Source organism: Variovorax sp. 38R (assembly GCF_014843395.1).
Classification (GTDB): domain Bacteria; phylum Pseudomonadota; class Gammaproteobacteria; order Burkholderiales; family Burkholderiaceae_C; genus Variovorax; species Variovorax paradoxus_H.
This window is the reverse complement of the sequence record NZ_CP062121.1, coordinates 1,030,229-1,049,477: the sequence shown is the minus strand read 5'-3', so window position 1 is coordinate 1,049,477 and position 19,249 is coordinate 1,030,229. Positions and strand designations below refer to the sequence as shown.

Annotated in this window: 7 protein-coding genes and 1 pseudogene; 2 read left to right on the top strand and 6 right to left on the bottom strand. The window is 66.8% G+C overall.

Annotated elements, in window-relative coordinates; translation table 11 throughout:
- Positions 1-97: 97 nt before the first annotated feature.
- The 4 genes from IG196_RS04660 to IG196_RS04645 form a co-directional block, all read right to left on the bottom strand.
- On the bottom strand, positions 98-11,449 hold the full coding sequence (locus IG196_RS04660) for a filamentous haemagglutinin family protein (RefSeq protein ID WP_192195216.1): 11,352 nt from the start codon (positions 11,447-11,449) through the stop codon (positions 98-100).
- 245 nt (positions 11,450-11,694) lie between these two features.
- Positions 11,695-12,720, bottom strand: a complete 1,026-nt coding sequence (locus IG196_RS04655; RefSeq protein ID WP_192195215.1) for a FecR family protein — start codon at positions 12,718-12,720, stop codon at positions 11,695-11,697.
- A gap of 105 nt (positions 12,721-12,825) precedes the next feature.
- Positions 12,826-13,347: an RNA polymerase sigma factor gene (locus IG196_RS04650; RefSeq protein WP_192195214.1), complete on the bottom strand. Its 522-nt coding sequence runs from the start codon at positions 13,345-13,347 to the stop codon at positions 12,826-12,828.
- Between the two features lie 2 nt (positions 13,348-13,349).
- Positions 13,350-13,952 (bottom strand): STN domain-containing protein, encoded by a 603-nt coding sequence (locus IG196_RS04645; RefSeq protein WP_192195213.1) that lies wholly within the window; start codon positions 13,950-13,952, stop codon positions 13,350-13,352.
- 415 nt (positions 13,953-14,367) lie between these two features.
- On the opposite strand from IG196_RS04645, the pseudogene IG196_RS04640 reads away from it, so the two are divergent.
- Both IG196_RS04640 and IG196_RS04635 read left to right on the top strand, forming a co-directional pair.
- Positions 14,368-15,151: pseudogene (locus IG196_RS04640) on the top strand (IS3 family transposase); the annotation flags it as partial.
- Between the two features lie 145 nt (positions 15,152-15,296).
- The gene (locus IG196_RS04635) at positions 15,297-16,787 is read left to right on the top strand and encodes a YfjI family protein (protein WP_192195212.1); all 1,491 of its coding nucleotides are present in this window, start codon (positions 15,297-15,299) and stop codon (positions 16,785-16,787) included.
- Between the two features lie 128 nt (positions 16,788-16,915).
- On the opposite strand, the gene IG196_RS04630 is transcribed toward IG196_RS04635, so the two are convergent.
- Together IG196_RS04630 and IG196_RS04625 are read right to left on the bottom strand one after the other, a co-directional pair.
- Positions 16,916-17,650 (bottom strand): MobA/MobL family protein, encoded by a 735-nt coding sequence (locus tag IG196_RS04630; RefSeq protein WP_192195211.1) that lies wholly within the window; start codon positions 17,648-17,650, stop codon positions 16,916-16,918.
- 581 nt (positions 17,651-18,231) lie between these two features.
- Positions 18,232-19,230 (bottom strand): hypothetical protein, encoded by a 999-nt coding sequence (locus IG196_RS04625; protein WP_192195210.1) that lies wholly within the window; start codon positions 19,228-19,230, stop codon positions 18,232-18,234.
- Positions 19,231-19,249: the final 19 nt, after the last annotated feature.

Genomic DNA, 19,249 nt, shown 5'->3' with positions numbered 1-19,249 from the left:
GCCGGGGCCTGCGCAATGGCCGAAGCACGCCCCACCCTCCCCTCGCATGCAAACACGCGAGGGGAAGCCGCACCTTGTTGTGCCCGGGGTGGCGGGTCTAGTCGGGCTGCTGCAAGCGGCGGCGCTCGGCTTCGGTCAGCCGCGCCAGCTGTTCCGGCTTGAGGCTTTGCCCGTGACCGATGACCTGCACGCGGTGGTTCGGGTCGTGGCTGGCCACGCCCGGCGGCCGCGCATCCGGTGCACCGGAAGGCGACAGCGCGCCGCCGCGCTCGGCCGCCTCGCTGCCGAAGCCGAGCACCCGCACGGTGAAGACCGAGGGCAGCGCCTGGCGGCTGGCGGCGCGGTCGCGCTGCACCGCGTCCTGCGCGGCCATCGCCGCCTGCGAGGCTGCAGCGCTTGCATTGGTGAGCGCGCCCACGTTCACCGCCGCCACCACCGGAATGCCCTTCGACTCGCCCTTGACCTGGATGTTGTCGGCGTTGAGCACCTGCAGCGCCGCGATGTTCAGGTTGCCCGCCACGCGCACGCCCGCATCGCCGGCGTTGACCACGCCCCTCGGCGCCACCAGGTCAACGTCGCCATCGCCCACGGTGCCGATGCCGCTGCCGCTCATGTCGGACTTCTCGCGCACGGTGGTGTTGCCGTCCAGGTCGGTCATCACTTCGGGCGCCGAGGGCACACGCACGGTCTTGGAGCCGCGGCCGGCGTCGATGTCGCCCTTGCTCGACCAGATGATCTGGTCGCTGCCGCGCGAGGTGGCTTCGGGCACGAACGACAGGATGCGCGAGCGGTTCACGGTCACGTCGTTTCTGGCGAACACGTTGATATGGCCCGAGCCCAGCGTCACCAGCCCGTGGCCGTCGGGCACCTTGGTGCCCAGCGCCGCCACCTGCAGGCCGCCGCCCGGCGTCAGCACGTTGATGTCGCCGCCGGCCATGGTGCGCAGCATCATCAGGTTGGCCGCGACGTTGCCCTTCCACTGGTCGCCCGGGAAGAGGGTCTCGATGGCGGTGTAGCCGCGGTTGTAGCCGCCGTTGCGCGGCAGGTCGTCCACGCCGGGTTCGTTCTGGTCGCGGCCGGCATCGCGCAGTTCCAGCATGTAGATCTGGCGCAGGAACTGCTGCTGCGCGAGCTGCGGCAGTGCCTGGAAGCGCTGCCACGCGGCCACGGGCGCCAGCGTTTCGCCGGTCATGTCCTTCATGTACGACACCAGGCCGCGGCGTGTCACCTTCTCGTGGCCGGCCCGCATCTCGGTGCCGTCGACCAGGTACAGCGGCAGCGTGCTGCCGTCGACGCCGCGGGTCTTCAGGTGGCCAGGCATGGCCGCGACCTTCGACGGGTCGAGGTAGGCACCGGCGAAGGCCTCGTAGGCCGGCGCGTGGTTCATGCCGGCCATCACGGTGATGGTGGCCCCCTGCTCGGACAACCCGTTGACCTGGGTCTTCGGGATCGGGCGGTTGTCGGCGGCGTCGTACTGCTGGTTGCCCAGCGTCATGACCCGCAAGTCGTTGGCATAGACATCGCGTCCCGCCGACAGCACCAGCGAGCCGGCGCCCTGCAGCTTGATGCTGCCGGAGCCGTAGTGGGCCGGGCTCAACCCGCGGCGCACCAGCGCCGCCGCGATGATGTCATTGCCTGCTTCCAGCAGCGTCGTGTCGTCGGAGTGCACGTTGCGCGCATTCATCTGGATGCCGCGGATGTCGGTGCCGGCGCGCAGCCAGGTCTGCTCGTTGGCAACGATGTTGGCGCCCAGGATCGAGCCCTGCGCGGCATAGACGCGGCTCGGCGCACGATCGTCGATCAGCGTCGGGACTTCAGGATTGCCCACGTCGGTGAAGTACGGGGCCCCGAGGTACGTACCCGGCGACAGCGGGTTGCGCAGCACTGTGTCCATGTTGACGATCTGGTGGGCGTAGCCGCCCGCACCCGCTGGCAGGAAGGGCGATGGCACCATCGGCAACGTGGCGTACGACATGACGATTTCCGCGTCGTTCTCATGGCCCGCCCAGGTCTTCAGCAATGCGGCGTCCTGGCTGTTGAAGCGCACGTCGCGCTGCGCCATCAACTGCACGTCGTTGGTCGCGGCGGGCATGACGTACATCACCCCCTGGATCTGCAGGCTGCCGTTCATGGCCGTCGCATGCAGGCGTGCCGGGTAGCGGTTGCCACCGTAGCCGACGAGGCCGTTTTCGGCCGTAGTCTGAGGGCGCAACACCACGTCGCGGAAGATGAAGTCGGCCTGGTTGACCAGCGTGATATCGCCACCGGTCGAGACCAGGTTCAGGCCGCTGCGCTCCGAATAGCCCGCCATGTAGGCACCATGGTCGAGCAGCCGTCCGTCGGGCGTCATGCCGTTGCCATAGCGCACGAGCAACGGATCGACCACCGCTTGCAGGCGCAGGTCGCCTGCGGTGCGCAGGCTCAGCGTGGCGTCGCCCAGCGCCAGCACCGGCGCCACGGCGAAGGTCTTCAAGACGCCCACGTTCTGCGCGTCCGTCTTCGTCACGGTCACCGTGTGGCCGGTGGTGGTTTCGCCGGCCCGGATCTCGCCCGTGCCGCGCCCGATGTAGTACTGGCCGCCGCGGATCGCGCCGCCGGCCTCGACCGTCATCGCGCCGCCGTTGCGCACCTCCATGTTCATGGCCTCGCCGACGCTGCGCCCGCCGCGCATGCGCATGTTGCTGGTCAGCGCCACCACCAGGTTGCCGAGGTCGCCGCCGGCGCTCACGTTCACGTTACCGCCGCCGAAGGCGGCCACGCCTTGCCTGAACTCGCCGTGGTTGACCCACCAGCTCGCCTGCTCGATCGGGCGGATGTTCGGTGCGCAAACGCCGTTGCTGCAGTTGGTCGCGCCGTCGTGGTACGGGCCGAACACGCGGTCGGCGTTGACGTTGCCCTGCCGGTTGAGCCACTCGGTGAAGCGCTGTCCCGAGGGCTGGGCCTCGATGCCGCCCTGCGCCACGATGTCCAGGCTACCGCCCTCCACGCCGTAGGCGGCATTGGCGGGCGCGCTGCTGAAGTCGCTCCAGGTGGTGGTGTCCTTGCGGCCCGCGGTGTAGATCACCGAATCCTTGTGCGCCAGCTTCAGGTCGCGCCCCGCGCGCACTTCGAGGTCGCCGGTGCCGGTACGTACCAGCTTGCCCGCGCCGCTGTCGACTGCCGCATCGGGGTCGGTGTCGGCGCTGCCGATGCGGACCGTGCCGCTGCCCGCCGCCTGCCCGGCCAGCGGCTTGAGCGCCAGTGCATTGGCCGAGTCCATGTCGGCGCCGGCAACCAACCGCAGGTTCCATGACGCGGCCTCCTGCAGCGTGCCGGTGCGGTCGGCCGCGCTGAAGCCGTCGCTCAGGTGGCCGTCAATCAGCAGGTTGCCGGCCGCGCGCAGCGTGAGGCTGCCTTCGCGGGCGTCGGCGAAATCGGTGAACATGTTCCAGTCGCTGCCCATCGCCAGGTCGCCGGTGCTGCTGATCTCGATGCCGGGCATCACGCGCAGGCCCGAGCCCAGGCCCAGCCGGCCGGCGATGGCGCCGCCGCGGTTGGCGAAAGTGGTCGCATCAGCAATCACCGTGCTTTTGATGGCATCGACCGAGGTCTGGTTTTCGTACACGGCCACGCCTTCGAGCACGGCCGAGCGCGCACCGACGATGCCGGTCTTCACGGCCACTGCGGCCAAGTCGTCGTGGGTCGCGTTCTGGCGCGCGCGCAGGCGCACCTTGCCGCCGTCGGCACCGGCCACATCGATGGTGCCGCCGCGCAGGTCGAGCGAACCGCCCGTCGCCTCGAGCGTGACACGGCCGCTGCCCAGCGTGCCGGTGGCACCGGCCAACAACTGTGCGCCGTCCTGCATCGACACGCCGTTGCCGCCGGTGACGCGGATCGCGCCGCCGTAGGCCGCGCGTGCGTCGATGCGGCCCGTGATGTTCACCCTGCCGTGGTCCGCAGTGAGACCGAAGTCTTCCACCGTGGTGGCACCGTCGAGCGTCACGTCGCCCTGACGGATGCGGAACTGGCGCGAGCGGTAGAAGCCCGCATCGTTCAGCCGCTGGTTGAAACCCGCGAAGTCGCCGAGCGTGGCAATGTCCAGCGAGAAGGCGCCGGCCTTGCCGCCGTTGCCCGCCTGCGCCGCGACACGGCCGTCGAGCACCACGGTGCCGCCGTTCGATGCCGCCAGCGCCAGCGTGCCGGCGTTGCCGCCGTCCGCATGCGCGGCAAGGTGGAGCGCGCTGCCCGCGTCCAGCCGCACGTCGCCGCCCACGGCCGACAGGTTGATGCGGCCCGCATCGGCATACGCGGTCACGTCGAAGAAATTCTTGGCGAAACCGCCCACGTCGATCTGCGCGCCGTTGGCCAGCACCACGCTGCCAGCCGAGGCCGTGATGTCCACGGCGCCGCCCAGTGCCACGGCGCGGCTGCCGAACAGCACGCTGCCGCCGCCCAGGCTCAGGCGCGTGCCCAGGCTGTCCTGCAGGCCCTGGTCCGCCGCGCCGTCGCCTTGAGCGCCCAGCACCTGCAGCGCGCCGCGCGTGAGGATCGATTGCGCCGCGCCGCCGCGGCCGGTCAGCAACGGCGTGGTCAGCGTCAGCGCCGAGTCGCCGGCGTCGATGCCGCCGTTGCCCTCGCCGAGGGTGCGGTTGCGCCCGTGCAGCGAGATTGCACCGAAGCCCGAGAGGGTCTTCTGCCCCATCCCCAGCACCAGCGTGCCGGCATCCAGCGTCAGGCCGCCCGTGCCCGTGCCGGTGCCGCCCGCAGCGGTGGCAGTGCCGCCGCTGTTCATCAAGGCGATGGTGTCGCCGCGCAGCACGACATCGCCGGCGCCCGCGCCGGCGAGCCGCGCGCCGTCGAGCGTCAGCGAGGCCAGGCCCGCGGCGCCGAGGTCGAGCGACTTGTAGAAGTCGAAGCTCGAATAGCTGCGCAGCGTGAGGCGCTGCGAGTTCGCCAGTTGCGCCAGCGCGCCTTCGTCGAGCACCATGCCTTCGCTGCCGCCGCCAAAGCCGATGCGGCCCGAGGCCACCGACAGGTCGGTGCCGGCAATGCGCGCCGAGCTGGCCAGTTCGGTGTTGCGCGTGGCGTCCAGCAGCAGCGCCGCGCCGCCGTTCACTTCGGCGCCGGCGCCGATGCGGACCAGGCCGCCGGTGGTGGTGTCGACGTTCTGGCGCAGCACCTTCGCCACGTTGCCGTTGGCCACGCGCACCAGCGCGCCCCAGTCGCGTGCCGGTGTCGTCAGCACGTCGTCGTCGGTGGCGGGGGTGCCCTTGGTGTCGTACACCTCGCGCTGCTGCGGCGCCACGATCAGGTCGCCCACGGTGCTGGCGCCGGTGCCGCGCGCGCTCACCACGCTGCCCGCGTCGACGGCCACCTGCCCGCTCGCGGCCAGGATGATCTCGGGGCCGTAAAGCGCCGAGCCCGCGTCGTTGCGCACCACGATGTCGCTGGCCGTCACATTCAGCCCCACGCCCAGCGGATCGCCCTTGCGCGTGCCGCCGACCAGCAAGCTGCCGGCGCCGAAGTTCGACAACGCGGCGGAGTCGATCACCAGGTAGCCGTCACCGCGCAGCGTGCCGGCGTCCTGCCCGGCGCCGACGATGGCGATCTTCTTGCCCGCGATGTCGAGCAGCCCGCCGCGCCCGCCCGTGTCGGGCTGCGAGCGCAGCGTGCCGTCCAGCAGCAGGCGCTGGGTGGCGTCGAACACCACCGCGCCGCCGTCGCGCGCCAGCCGCGGCGTGACCACGCGCTGGCCCGTCAGGCGGTACTGCGTGAGCTTGAAAGCTTCCGACGCGAAGAAATCGTTGGAAAAGGCCTCGTTGTATTCGCTGTAGCGGCGCAGCGTGTCGCCCGACATCACGCGCCACGCGGAGGCGGTGGCCTGCTGCGTGCCGCCGTAGGCGTTGCCGGTCTTGCCCTGCATGACGATGCCGCCGTCGGGTGCCTTGAAGCCGGTCTTTGCCGGGCCGGCCCACGCGGTGCCGGTGGACTGCACCGCCATCGCGCCGGGCAGCAGCGCATAGCGCGCGGGCAGCAGGTCGTACCAGCCGGCGGCAAGGCCTGGGCCGCCGGACAGCCAGATGCGCTGGCCGGCCTCGATGGCGCTGGCCGGCGCCGTGCCGGTGCGCCCCGGCAGGATGGCATAGGTGCCGGGCATCGACAGCACGTCGTGCGAGCCGCCGGGGCCGGGCACGAATTCCCAGGCGTACATGTCGCCGCCGCCCGAGATGTCGACCACCGCGCCCTTGGCCAGCGCCACGTCGGGCGCCTTCATGGTGATGCGCTTTTCGGGCGGCGCGACCAGCGCGCTGTCGGAAGGACTGCCGTCGTCGCGCCGGCGCGACGGATCGAGCCAGTGCTCATTGTTAGACAGCGTGCCGTAGGGCACGGTCAGGCCGCTGCCGCTCACCGAGGTGATGCTGTCGCTGCCCAGCGCCAGGCTCTTGCCGGCGTTGAGTTCGATCTGTCCGAGCGGCGCGCGCAGCACGCCGTTCTGTGCGATCACCGGAGCCTCCAGGCGCAGCGTGCCGCCAGCCGACAGTGCGGGCGGGCCCGCATCGCCCAGCCGCTCGATGGCGATCGACTCACCGGCGCGCACCACCGCCGTCATCGCGGTGGACGGGTAGACCTGGCCGGCCTTCATGACCAGCTGGCCGTCGACATCGAAGTTGACCTGCAGCGATGTTGCGGGCGTGAACGTCGCGGGCAACGCGCCGCCGAGCCGGATGTCGTCGGCCTGCAGCACGGTGCGGCCGAAGCCGGCGATGCGCATGCCGGCCGTGCCTTCGGGTGCGGCCCTGCCGATGTCGATCAGCGCGGCAGACAAGGTGAGTTGCCCGCCGAGCGCCGTGGGGTCGGTCCACCCGCTCGATGCAAAAGGCGACAGCGCATCGAGCGAAATGTGCGCCGCCGACAGCTGTGCGCTGCCGAGTCCACCGCCGTTGCCCAGCTTGGGTGTGGCAAGCGACAGGCTGCGGCCGGCCTTCACGTGCACGCCGTCGGCCAGCGAGATGCCCTTGGACGCATTCAGCGACACGGCATCGAAGCCGCCTTGCGAAATGGACCCGGCCAGGACACGCGAAGTCGATTGCGTCTTCACGTCGGGCACCAGCACATGCGTGGTCAGCGCCGCGCTCGTGTAGAAATGGCGCGCCAGCAGGTCGAGCACGATCGGGCTGATGGTGAGGTTGGCCTCCCAGGGCCGGACCACGCCCGAGACCCCGGGTGCATCGAGGTCGTTGACGATCTCCATGCCGCCGCCCACCACGCCCGGCAGGTTGGAGATGGCCGAGCGCATCTGCGTCGTGAACTTCAGGGGCGTCTTGCTGTACTCGTCGAACAGGTCGAGGTCGGGCACCTGGCTGAAGAGCTTGCTCATGACTTTGCTGGTGACCGGGTCGCGCCAGTACAGCGTGGTGGGCACCGTCACGCCGCCCGGCTTGCCGGGCGGGCCTTCGCTCGAATCGACGATGGTGAGCGAGCCGCCCGATGCGCCCGCGCCGCCGCTGCGGCCCTGCAGGTCGGCGGCCACGCGCATCGTGCCGCGGCTGCCGCCCTTGAGCAAAATCGCGCCGCCGTCGCTGGACAGCGCCACGCTTTCCCAGCCCACCGGACCCAGCCGCGGACCCGCGATGGGGATCTGGATTTCGCCGGAAGCGCCGGACACATCGATGCGCGCGCCGGGCTGCAGTTGGAGCGCATCGCCGCCCAGCAGAGAGACCTCTCCGCCGGCCAGCACCTGGCCTTTCAGCATGCCGCGCGAATCGGCATGAATCACCGGCACGCCGCGCGCCAACAATTGCGCGCCGGCTTCGAGCGTGAGGTCGGCCGCGCCCAGTTCGATGCGCCCGGCCGGCGCCTCCAGCGTGCCCTTGATGCTCATCTTGCTGGCGGGGCCTCCTGCGGACATGATCAGCCTGCCTCCGGTGTCGGCACGCACGACCGCACCGGCGCCCACTTCGATGGGGCCTTCGACCGTGCCGAGTTCGAGCGACGCGGGCTTGTGCGCCAACCGCTCTTCCGGCCGCAGCACGCCGACCGGCGCGACCTGTGCCAGCGTGGTGCCGCTGGCGACATCGCGGTAGGGGAACGTCGCCAGGTCGATGCTCGCTGCGGGGCGCATCACGCTGGCGCCTTCGGCGATCGCGATGCCCGACTTGTCACCCACGTTCACAGCCACCGCGCCGAAGCCGCGCTCGCTGTAAAGGGCCTCGGGCAGCACCACGGTCTTTGCATCGGGTGCCGTGCCGCCGATCTGCACCGGCGACAAGGTGCCGAGTTCGAAGCGCGCGGCCGAGCCGGCCGCGTAGCCGCGGATGTCGAGCGCCGCCATGTCGGCCTGCGGCGTCACGCCGCCCAGCGAGACGGTGCCGCCGTTGCCCACGCGCAGCTTCGGCAGGCCCTGCTTGCCGGCATCGACCCGTCCGCCACCGGACACGTCGAGCACCACGCCGGGATCGATCGCGAGCTTGGCCGCGCTCAGCGCCAGCTTGCCGCCGTCAAGGGCCCACTGAGCGGGTGCCGAGCCGTCGCGCCAGGCATTGATCCACTGGCCCCGCACATCGAGCGCGCTGGCCGCGCCGAATGCGAGCGCCCCGTTGACCGAGTCCAGCGCGATCTGGCCACCGGGTGCGCGGATGGTGCCGTCGACCTGGAGGTTGACGGTCGCGGCCTCGCCACCGCTCGCCTGGAAGGTGCTGCCCGGCGCCAGGTTCAGCACCGCGCCGGATTCGAGGATGAAGTCGCCCGATACGTTGAACAGCAGACGCCCCATGCCCGAACGGTTGAGCACTTCGTCGGACAGGTAAGTCAGCTTGCCGGGCTCCTTGACGCCCGAATCGGGCACCGGCGGCACGCGGAAATCGTCGCCCAGCGCCGACTGCGCATTGAAGCCCGCGACCAGGCGGCGCGGGTCGCGGCTCACGACCAGTTGGCCGACCCACCAGGGCCGGTCGTCCTTGGTTCCGTTGCCCAGTTGCAGTTCGCCGCCCAGGTTCTTCGTGGGCTGCATCTGCTGGCGCTCGCCGACCAGGCTGCCGCCCCAGTAGTCGCCCTCGAGCACCATCGCGTCGCCCGCGAAGATCTGGATCGCGCCGGCCTTGCGGCCTTCGGTGTAGCCGGCCTCGGGCATGTCGGCGCCGATCAGCGGATTGCGCCACGTGGTCTTCACGCCCCAGCGCGCGTGGTTCTGCAGGTACTGGCCGGCAATGCCCACGTAGTCCATGTCGGGCATGGCCTGCTGCATGCCGTAGACACGGCCGTCCGCGCCCATCAGCTTGGTGCTGGTGTTGCGGCCGTCGGCATAGCGCACCGAGCCCCCCGCCACATCGAGCAGCGAACCGGCCCGCGTGATGACGGCGCCGCCCGCACGCAGCGTGATCTTGCCGGCTTCGGCCGACAGCTCCTGCAGGTCGGTCTTGCCGACGCCGATCCAGCCCGTCATGTCGCCCAGCGGCGTGCCGACCCAGGCACCCGGGATGTAGGTCTTGCCGTCGCTGCCCAGCACCCATTCCACGCCGCCCATGGGGCCGCCCGCAAACACGCCGTTGGCACGCCGGTCGACCATCACCTTCTTGCCGCGCACCCACGAGTTCACCAGCAGCGGCGAGTCGCGCAGTTCGTTGATGCGCAGGTCGGCCTCGATGAAGTTGCGCGACATCGGCAGCAGGATGTCCTGCACGCCCGCCACGCTCAGGAAGGCCTCGCTGTCCAGGTAGATGCGGCTTCCGTCGCGCAGGTTGCCCTTGTAGTAGGGCAACTGCGTGAAGATGGGGTTGGCCGCCGTCTCCATGTGGATGGTTCCCGAAGGCACGATCACGCCCGCACGCGGCTGGACGTCGATGAGATTGCCGAACAACTCGATGCGTCCCGGCTTGTAGCGCGTGACGAGCGCGCTGGCCTCGATCTCCGACCTGTCGCTGGCATCGGGCAGCACCTGCGTCACGCTGTTCGGCCCCAGGGTGAGCGTGCCGGCCGACCAGTTCATCAGGTCGTTCATGTCACCCGTGTAGGCCCGCGCGCCCTGTCCCCAGGCACGCATCACGATCGAGCCGTTGCGGTTGTTCAGTGCCGTGGTCGCCGTCAGCACACCGCTCTGGCGCACGTCGCGGCCCTGCAGCGTGATGTTGCCCCGGTCGGACTGCACGATGCCGGTGTTGGCCACTTCGTAGCCGACCTGCGCGGCGCGCGCGGCCATCTCGGGCAGTACCACGTCGCGTACCCCCGCCATGTAGGCGGCGTCGCCGTACGCCGGTGTCAGCGCATGGGCGCTGAGCACCTGCCCGAAATTGAAGGCCCAGCCCGGTACGGCCGATGCCGCCACGTCCAGCCCGCGCACGCCATTCGGGTCGTTGCCGATCGGTGTCTTCAGGTAGACGTTCTCGCCCGCCGCCATGATGACCTGCCCGTCGGGTGCCGACAGGTGGCCCGCGTTGCGCACCTTGGGCCCGAACAGCATGAGCTTGCCGCCCGCGTCCACCGCCAGCCGCGCGCCCGCATCGACCCGCACCTCACCGGGCGGCGCACCCGGACTGAAGCGGTCCACGCCGCCCATCCGGTCGGGCCGCGTGCCGTGGCCGGGCTTGAATCCGGAGTCGGCAAAGATCTCCGGCTTGAACGGACTGAAGTCGCCGAACTGCGGAATGCTCGCGTCGTTGCCCTGGTAGGAATGGCTCTGGCCGTTGTTGATGCCGAGCTTGAACTGCGTGTCCGACAGGCTCAGGCTCGACGCCACCAGCGTGCGCGTGTTCACCTGGCTGTTGCCGGTGAAGACGATGCCGTTGCGGTTGACGAGATACACCGACCCGTCGGCCTTGATCTGCCCCGCGATCTGACTGGGTTTGCCGCTCGGGTCGTTGATGCGGTTCAGCGCGATCCAGGTGTTGGTGCCGTCGGGCTTGGCGCCGGCGCGCTGGTCGAACTGCACGACGGTGTTGCGCCCGACGTTGAAGGTTTCCCAGTTCAGGATCGCCTTGTCCGCCGTCTGTTCGATCTTCACCTGGGTCTTGCCACCCGCCGCGCTCTGCACCGGTGCATTGGCGTTGGCCCAGCCGGCGGTGAGGCTGTTCGCATCGATCTTCAGGCCGCCCTCGGTCAGCCCATCGGGCACCGAGCCGTCGTTCTCCGCCGCCTGCCGTGCCGCTGCTTGCGCGGCCTGTTGCGCCGCGATGGTCTGCGCCGCCAGGTTCAGGTTGTTGATGGAGCGCTGCCACTGTGGGTTGTCGGCCTTCTGCCGCGCCACCGGATTGGTGAGGCTCGACGCGGGCTGGCCGTTCGGCAGGTAGCCCGTGAGCGCGGCCGTGCTCTGCGCCGAGCCCTTGGCGTTGAACCATGCACCGCTGAAGGCGCGCTGCGCCTGCACTTGCCCGGCCATGCCGCCGGCCACCAGCATCAGCGCCATGGCGCGCGCAATGGGCGCCAGCCTGAAATTCCCCTGTCGTCGATCCCCGTTCCCGCGCATGCCCGTGTTCATGTGAAGTTCCCGCCAATGATTGGTTCGATGTTCTGGAAGGGCTTCACATCAAAGGGCCGCAGTGCAAGAGAAGAAATGCAATGCGGCGCGACGAAAAACCCGTTACTGCCAAGACACCGGACGCCGCCGGATTCCGCCAACATTTTTTGAACTCCGCGCACGGGGCAGTGCGTGGTTTCGCGAGGGTCACGCGGCAGTCATTCGGTCGTCACGCGAATGCCACGCCAAAGCAGAAGTCGCGGCCTTCAGCTCAGGATCAGCAACCCGCCGGGCAACGCGCGCGCGCGCAGGTCGAACGAGTGCTGGATCTGCAGCAGCGCCTCGTCGAGCACGGCGATGGAGAAGCGCCCGCTCACGGCGCTGTCGCGCCGCGCATCGGCCATCAGCACCACGCGGCCGGGCCGGTAGCGATTGATTTCATCGAGCACCTGCGCAAGCGGCGTCTGCCTGAACACCAGCTCGCCCTTGCGCCATGCCGACAGATCCGCCGGTTCGACGGCCTGCACGCCACCGAGCGAGGTGGCGTCGTAAACCGTCTGCTGCCGCGCCTGCAACAGCTTGTGCCCCGCTGCATGCGCTACCTGCACCGAGCCTTCGATGCAGGTCACGCACACCTTGCTGCCCCGCAGGTGCCGCACCTGGAAGCGGGAGGCGCCTTGCGCGCCGCTGCGACCCGCGCCCGCGGTCACGACGAAGGACGGGCTTGCGCCCTCTTGCATCGCTTGCAGGTCGATGGCGACTTCGCCCGCGAGCAGGTCGATGCCAGTGGTTTCTCCATGGACCGACGTTTCGCGGCGCACGCGGGTCTGCGTGTTCAGCGTCACGCGGACGTGGTGGGCGAAACCGAGCGTTCGCTGCTCGCCCGTGGCAGTGCGTTCGTCTGCGCCCCATGCGCCCGGCGCGGGCCAGAGGCCGAGCGGCGGATAGGCCACCACCGCCACGCCGGCGACCGCGGCCGCGCTCATGGCCGCGCCCAGGAAGGCGCGGCGGCCCGGCTGCGCGGCGCGCGGGGTCCCCTGCGCCAGTTGCCGGTAGCGCGTCGCCGCCTTCGGATCGGCGCGCAGGCCCTCGTCGATGGCCAGCTTCATCGCATGCCACTGGTGCTTCGCCTCGTCGAAGGCCGCCTGGTGCGCGGCGCTGGTGTGCTGCCAGCGCTTGAAGGCCTGCATGTCCATCTGCGTCACCTCGGCCAGCGCCAGCCGGCCCAGCCAGATGCGCGCCTCTTCCCGCAGCGCGTCGGGCACGGCATGGCCGCGTTCGTCGGCAGGCATCGGAGGCGTTGGGGGTATGGAGGACATGGTGTTCACGAGGCCGCGCCGCACCGAGGTGCGGAACTCCTCCTGTTCAAGACAACTGGCACGGCGCAAATCCTCCAACTATTTTTTTTGATCCATCTGACGGCCCATGTGGGCCGCGCAGAAATCGTGCGCCCGTTTCAGCTCGTGTTCGACCGTGTGCAGCGAAACGCCCAGCCGCTCGGCCACGTCCTTCTGCGGCAGGCCCTGCCAGCGCACCAGCACGAGGATGTCGCGGCGGCGCTTCGGCATGCGCGCGATCACCTTGTAGAGCGCCGCCATTTCCGAGCGCGCCTCGGCGATCTCGGCTGGTCCCGGCGCGGTGTCGGCCACATCCAGCAGCGCATCGACCTCGCTGCGAGGCACGATGCGGCTCTGGCTGCGCAGGTTGTTCACGGCAATGTTGACGGCCATGCGCAGCAGGAACGCACGCGGGTGCTGCACCGGCCCCTGGTCTTCCAGCCGACGCAACCGCAGCCAGGTGTCTTGCAGGGCATCGCCCGCCAGATCGTCACTGCCCAGCAGACGCGTCAGGCGGCGCTTCAACTCGCCGTAGCGCTGCGACAGGAAGTCGAGCAGAACCAGTCGGACTTCTTCGGACACGGCTATGGCCTTGCCGCGTCTTCGCAGGACGGCCCGCCCGCCTGCGCCGGCAGGATCAGCATGGCCAGCGGCTGCTTCATGTCGGGCGGCGGCCGGTCGATGCGCACGCGCTCCAGCGTGGCCACCAGCACGGCATCGCGACGCGTGTCGCCGGTGCTGCCGAGCAGCTGCGCGCGGTGCACACGGCCCGCCGCATCGACACGAAAGCGCAGCAGCGAGCGGTAGTCGCCCTGCGCCGTGCGCGGATCGGCGCACAGCGCATCCCACACGCGGGCCTGCACCAGGCCGTCGTAGCGCTCCAGCCGCGCGCGGACACTTGCCGCCGCCTCGGCCTGTGCGCCGAGCGGCTTCAGCACGAAGGCGTTGACGCGGCCCGCGCTCACTTCTTCCATCGCAAGTCCGGTGCCTTCGAGCAGCCGCAGCAAGGCATCGCGCGGCGTGAGGCGGCCGCGCACCGGCGACGCCGAGCGACCGGCCACCAGCGTGCTGCTGAACAGCGCCGCGCGGCCCGACACGTCGGCGAAGCGGTTCAGTGCGGACGCAAGCGGCTGGGCCGGCAGGTCGAAGTCGAACTGCGGTTCGACGGAGCTGGAATGAAGCGTCACGCGCGGCTCGTCGGGAGGCGGCGGGCTGCCGGTGTCATCGGCTGCAAGGGCGACATGAGCGGGAAAGATCGACATCCATGCAGCCATGCAACACAGCCCCCATCGCGCGGGGCGGCGACACGTCAACACGCCACACGCGCGAAACGACCCCATGGCCGGTCGTCGCACCCTGTCGCATTCCCGCGCACGCCATCACGCCCGCAGCCAGGCTGCGGGAAATGGTGTGAAAGGGGAAACGCTTCGAGCCGGCAAAGACTTGCACCTTGAGGTAACAGCGCATGGTCGCATCGGCCGGTGACGCTTTTGTTACGCCCATCGCATCGATAAACAATCAGCGCGACCCGGAGTTATCGAGAACAGGTCGATCTGTGGACTCAAAGCACCTGCAGGTGCGCTTTAGCCTGCGGAGCGCAGCGACGTAACCTTGCTCAACGAGATCAAGGCCCAGATCACCGAGTTACCGACCTATGGCTACCGGCGTGCCTGCGCATTGGTGAACCGGCATAGGGCCAATACTGGTGCGCCACGGGTCAATGCCAAGCGCACCTACCGCGTGATGGCGGCCCATGCCTTGCTGCTACCGAAGGCGCCGAGACGGCGCCAGTCCAGCCGGCCCCATGAGGGCAAGGTGGCCGTCGTGCACAGCGACATGAGCTGGTGCTCGGACGGCTTCGAGATCAAGTGTGATTCGGGGCAGACCGTGACCGCGACCTTCACCAAGGACTGCTGCGACCGCGAGATCCTGGCCTATCGGGCATGGGAGGGCAAAGGGCTGCCGGGCGAGCCGGTGCGCGAAATGCTCATCGAGGCCGTGGAGAAGCGCTTCGGCGGCGTCGAGGGTGTTCCCAGTACCCACGCCTTGGAGTTCCTCTCGGACAAACGGGGGCGCCTACATCGCGGCCGAGACTCGACAGATCGCTCGACAACTGGGCCTGAGCCCGGTCAACACGCCCGTGTGCAGTCCCCAGAGCAACGGCATGGCCGAGAGCTTCGTGAACACGTTCAAGCGCGATTACGTCAGCCGCATGGACCTTGCCGATGCGAGAACGGTAATGGCGCAGATGGCCGCAGCCTTCGAGCACTTCAATGAGGTGCATCCGCACTCGGCATTGAAGATGAAATCACCCAGGGAGTTCCGGCAGCATCGCGCTGCCCACCAGCGCCTTGCTCAGATCGAGCAGACGCTACATTGCGAATAGTCCGTGTCCTGAAATACGGGGGCGAGATCAGAATTGCACCCCGCTGTCCTCTAGGAAAACTGTCTCGACTAAACCGAGCAGTTCAGTTCGGAGTGCCGACACGCTGTCAAGCATCCCTGACACCCACCCGCCACTCTGTACTCAGATGCGGCGCATCGTTTTCTATTTTTTTATGAACTTCCCGACCTTCTTCCTCCCGCCCTTGCTTCGCGAGTCTGTCCTCGCGACAGAGCGCATCACCCAGGCACCCGAGTCCTTGATTGCGTCTGCGCACCTGTCTGTGGCTTCCCTCGCATGCCAGCACTTCCTCCGTGTTCGCCGCCCTGGTGGGCAAGAGGGCCCCGTGAGCCTGTCCTTTATCGATATCGTTCCCAGCGGTGAGCGCAAGACGACTGTGTACAAGGACATTTTTCAGCCCGTCGCCGATTTCCAGCACGAGGAGGAAATGCGAATGCTTCCGCAGATCGACAACTATTACCTCGCACTTTCCGAATGGGAAGTCGAAATCAAAGACCTCTATCGCCGGAAGTCCAGCCTGAAGAAATCAGGCAAACCGACGCAGGCAGCCCAAGATGAAATCGAGCAGATGCTGAAAGAAAAGCCCAAGCGTCCAAAAGGCTTCAAACTGCTCGTGCAGGATGCCACCGCCGAGGCCGTAGCTCAACGACTGCACGAGGAGCATCCCACCGCTGCAATTGTTTCTTCCGAAGGCGGTGTTGTTCTCGAATCGGCGCTTTTTCGATCACTCGGCATGTTTAATTCACTCTGGAGCAACGAGGACCTTGAAATTGCGCGCAGGACTAAGGAAACGCTGAAGATCATCAGTCCGAATTTCGGGGTAACAATCGCTGTCCAGGAAGAGGTGCTAAAGAAATTCCTGAAACGCAAGGGCAGCGAACTCCACAACAGCGGCTTCATGTCCCGTTTTTTAGTCTCCCAAGCCCTACCCAAGCGAGGGACACGAATCATTACCGGCGAGGATCTTTCTCGCACTCGCTCGGACGAATTCAAGTCCAGGGTCACGGAGATCCTGAAGGCAACACATATTTTCGATGCGCCGGCCAGCAAGTACGTCATGGAATATGAGCCGCCGGCTTACAAGCCCTGGATCGACTTCTTCAATGAGACCGAATTGGCACAAGCCCCCGGAGGTTCGTTCGCGGATATCCCCGAGGCTGCCTCCAAGATTGGGGAGCAGGCGGCGCGCATCAGCGCAGTCCTTCAGTATGTCGAACACGGGCCATCCCCAATCAATGTGGTTAATGCGGAGCGTGGGATCAATATTGCCCGCGGACATCTTATGCAGCATAAGGAGATTTTTGGCGCCAAGCCGGAGATCCCCCAAGACGAAATTGATGCAGGCAGCTTGGGGCGCTGGCTCTTTAAACAGTGCGAGCGCTATGGCGGCATGTCACGCTTTCGCCGCAATGAAATCCTGAAGTTCGGCCCGGCCGCTCTTCGCAACACTGTGCGCCGAGAGGCTGCGTTGATCTTCATGGTCCGGGCTGGACATGTACGCCTGGAGTTCAGCAACAAGACCACGTTCGTGCACTTGAACCCGGAGTTCTTCCCGGTCCAAAACCCGCCGGCCTGGTTTCCGCCGCCATTCAGCGGCCTTCCGTCGGGTCGGATCTGAGCTGAAGCCTTGTCGGCTGGCTCGGCGGGGAAGGCAGCGCCGCCCTCGCCTTTCAACTTGTCGCCCCACAAAAGGCCGCTACTCCTGCTACTTCGTAGCAGGAGTAGCGGCTCTTTGCTTTGGACGCTCTACTTTTCTTGCGCACCCTCATGTTGAACCGGTGTGCTGGGCCTGCAGGATTTGCTCCCATGGGTCATGCTTCGTACTGCGGCCTGCCCCAAATGCCTGCCCGGAGCGGCAGTCAGTCCTCGCTCTTCGTGGCTGCGATGGTCGACACGAACGGCGTGCCCGAACCTCTCCAGGAACTCGTTTTGTTTGCCGGCCCAGTGCTTGCGCCGCATGGTCACCTCGGCCCCCAGAACCCCACGCGGGCGCCCACAGTTGTCCTTCCGGCACCCGCCTCGCTCCGGATGCACGGGGTTGTAGCGCCTGAAATATTGAGACGGCTCCCGATCATGCTGATCGTCCAGCCGCTCAGAAATCATGATGTGCGCATGCGGCTGGGGAACGCCCCCAAGGCTGGCCATGGGGCAATGAATGGCGTATTGGTAGGGCTTGCCTTTGAAGCTCTCCTTAATATACGAATTGACCAACTCATCATTCTGCTCTGCCGTCAGTTCAACCGGCAATGCCACCTCATATTCACGATAGGCGGCAGCATTACTACGTTCGTACTTATCGGCTGCACTCCACAGCGCTCGAGGCGATCCGTTGGCCCACGGCGGAAGATTGCCATACCCAGTCGCAATGAGATCCGCCGATTTATCTTCTCGTGCGTATTGACCTTCACGAGCGATATAGCTCGAGTGCCGTGCGGCACTGCCCTTCTTACCCGTCTTGATCGTGATGTGAAAACTGGCCATTCTCTGCTCCTAATTGGAAAATGGGAGAAACGGTAAGTGCGCATGCTAATTTACCCTCCCCCTCTAGTCCCTCGACGTGAGAGTCCTATACCAATAGGAAAACATGTAAAAATAAACAACAGAAGAGAACGCCATTGCCGAATCATTCGCCAGACAGGTTATTCATCTATTCTCTTATTCGGTGACCAATCCCATCTGCCCAAGTGGCCCATTTAAGAGTGATATGAAGAAATTAGGAGGGGCAGCTTGAGACTGCCCTAAATTAGTACATGAACTCAAAGCACGATTGCAATGACTACGACTCTCCACCGATGGTGGTGTACAAATTCGCCGCCACCATCCACGACTATCTGTGCTGGTCACAGAAGTACCCTCGCGAGTGATCCGACGCCTACTTGGTCTGAATGTGAATGGAAAAGGGTTGTTGCTCGGCGATCCGAGCATCCGCGCCGCCTCTTCGAGATCTGCGAGCAATGCATGGAAAAAGGGCGATGCCCTAGCAAAAAAAAGAGCAGAGCTGACTCGCCCAGGCTCCGCTAATCCGCCGAGGCAGATTGCAAAGGCTGGGCGTCAGCGGAAAGTCATTTCGCAGATTTCGGGGCCGTGTATCTGAAGCCGCCCTCAGGGCCGCTGATGCGTTCAATCGGGAATCGCTCATCGAACAAACGATTGGCCTCCATTCCCAGCCCACTCTTCGTCAGGTAGGTGAGGTACTCCCGCATGCGATTGGGATCCATGAGATAAACCGGCAGAGCACTTCTCCCCTCTAGATCATCAATGAACAAGGCGGCGGAGACCGGCTCGACATTACCGGCTTCACGGTATCGAAACGCCGTCTTGACCTTAAGGGTGTGGCTCTTCTCGTAGTAAGCATCCACTTCCTTGATCATGGCTTGATGGGTTCGCTGAATCTCCTGCGCGAACTTCTCATTCCAGGTCGATGCGTCCTCAATCTGCTTGGCGGCTGCATCAATGGCAGCTTGAGACTTCTGCTTTTCGGCCTCGATCTCTGCCAGCAGCTTTTCCTTTTCTCCATTCGCCGTAGCCAAGTTCTCGGCACGACGCGCTTCCCATGCCGCGGCGTCGGGTGGTGCTTCTCCTCGTCGCAGTCGATCACCACTGAGCGATAGGAATTCCGAACGTTGCGCCGTGGCGATGCGTTCGATCCGCTGATCGATCTCCGCCACCCGTCGGGAAGCTTGCGCCGCGCGCTCCTGGCTGTAGCGTAGTGCATTAGCCTGGATGCTGCGGGCTTCCGACAACGCGTGGGTCACGGAGAGGTCGGCGAGATTTGCCCTGGTTTTCAAGGCGTCCAGCTCTCCTTGCTTGGCCAACTTGAGCAACCCGTCATCGAGCTTGACCGTACAGGTGTGGGTGACGATCGTGGCGTTGTTCACGATCTCGCTGGTCCAGTCGGTGCTCTTGCATTCCTTGACCTTGTTCAAGGTCTCGCCGACCGTGAACTCGTCACCGTGCAAGCGCGTGTCCTTGACGGCGGAGATCTCGCTGTCGCCGCAGCCGGCCATCACGGTGAGGGCGAGACTGAAGCCGATCAGTTTGGTCGTATTGAAGGTAGTCATGTAGAAAGTTCTTGATGAG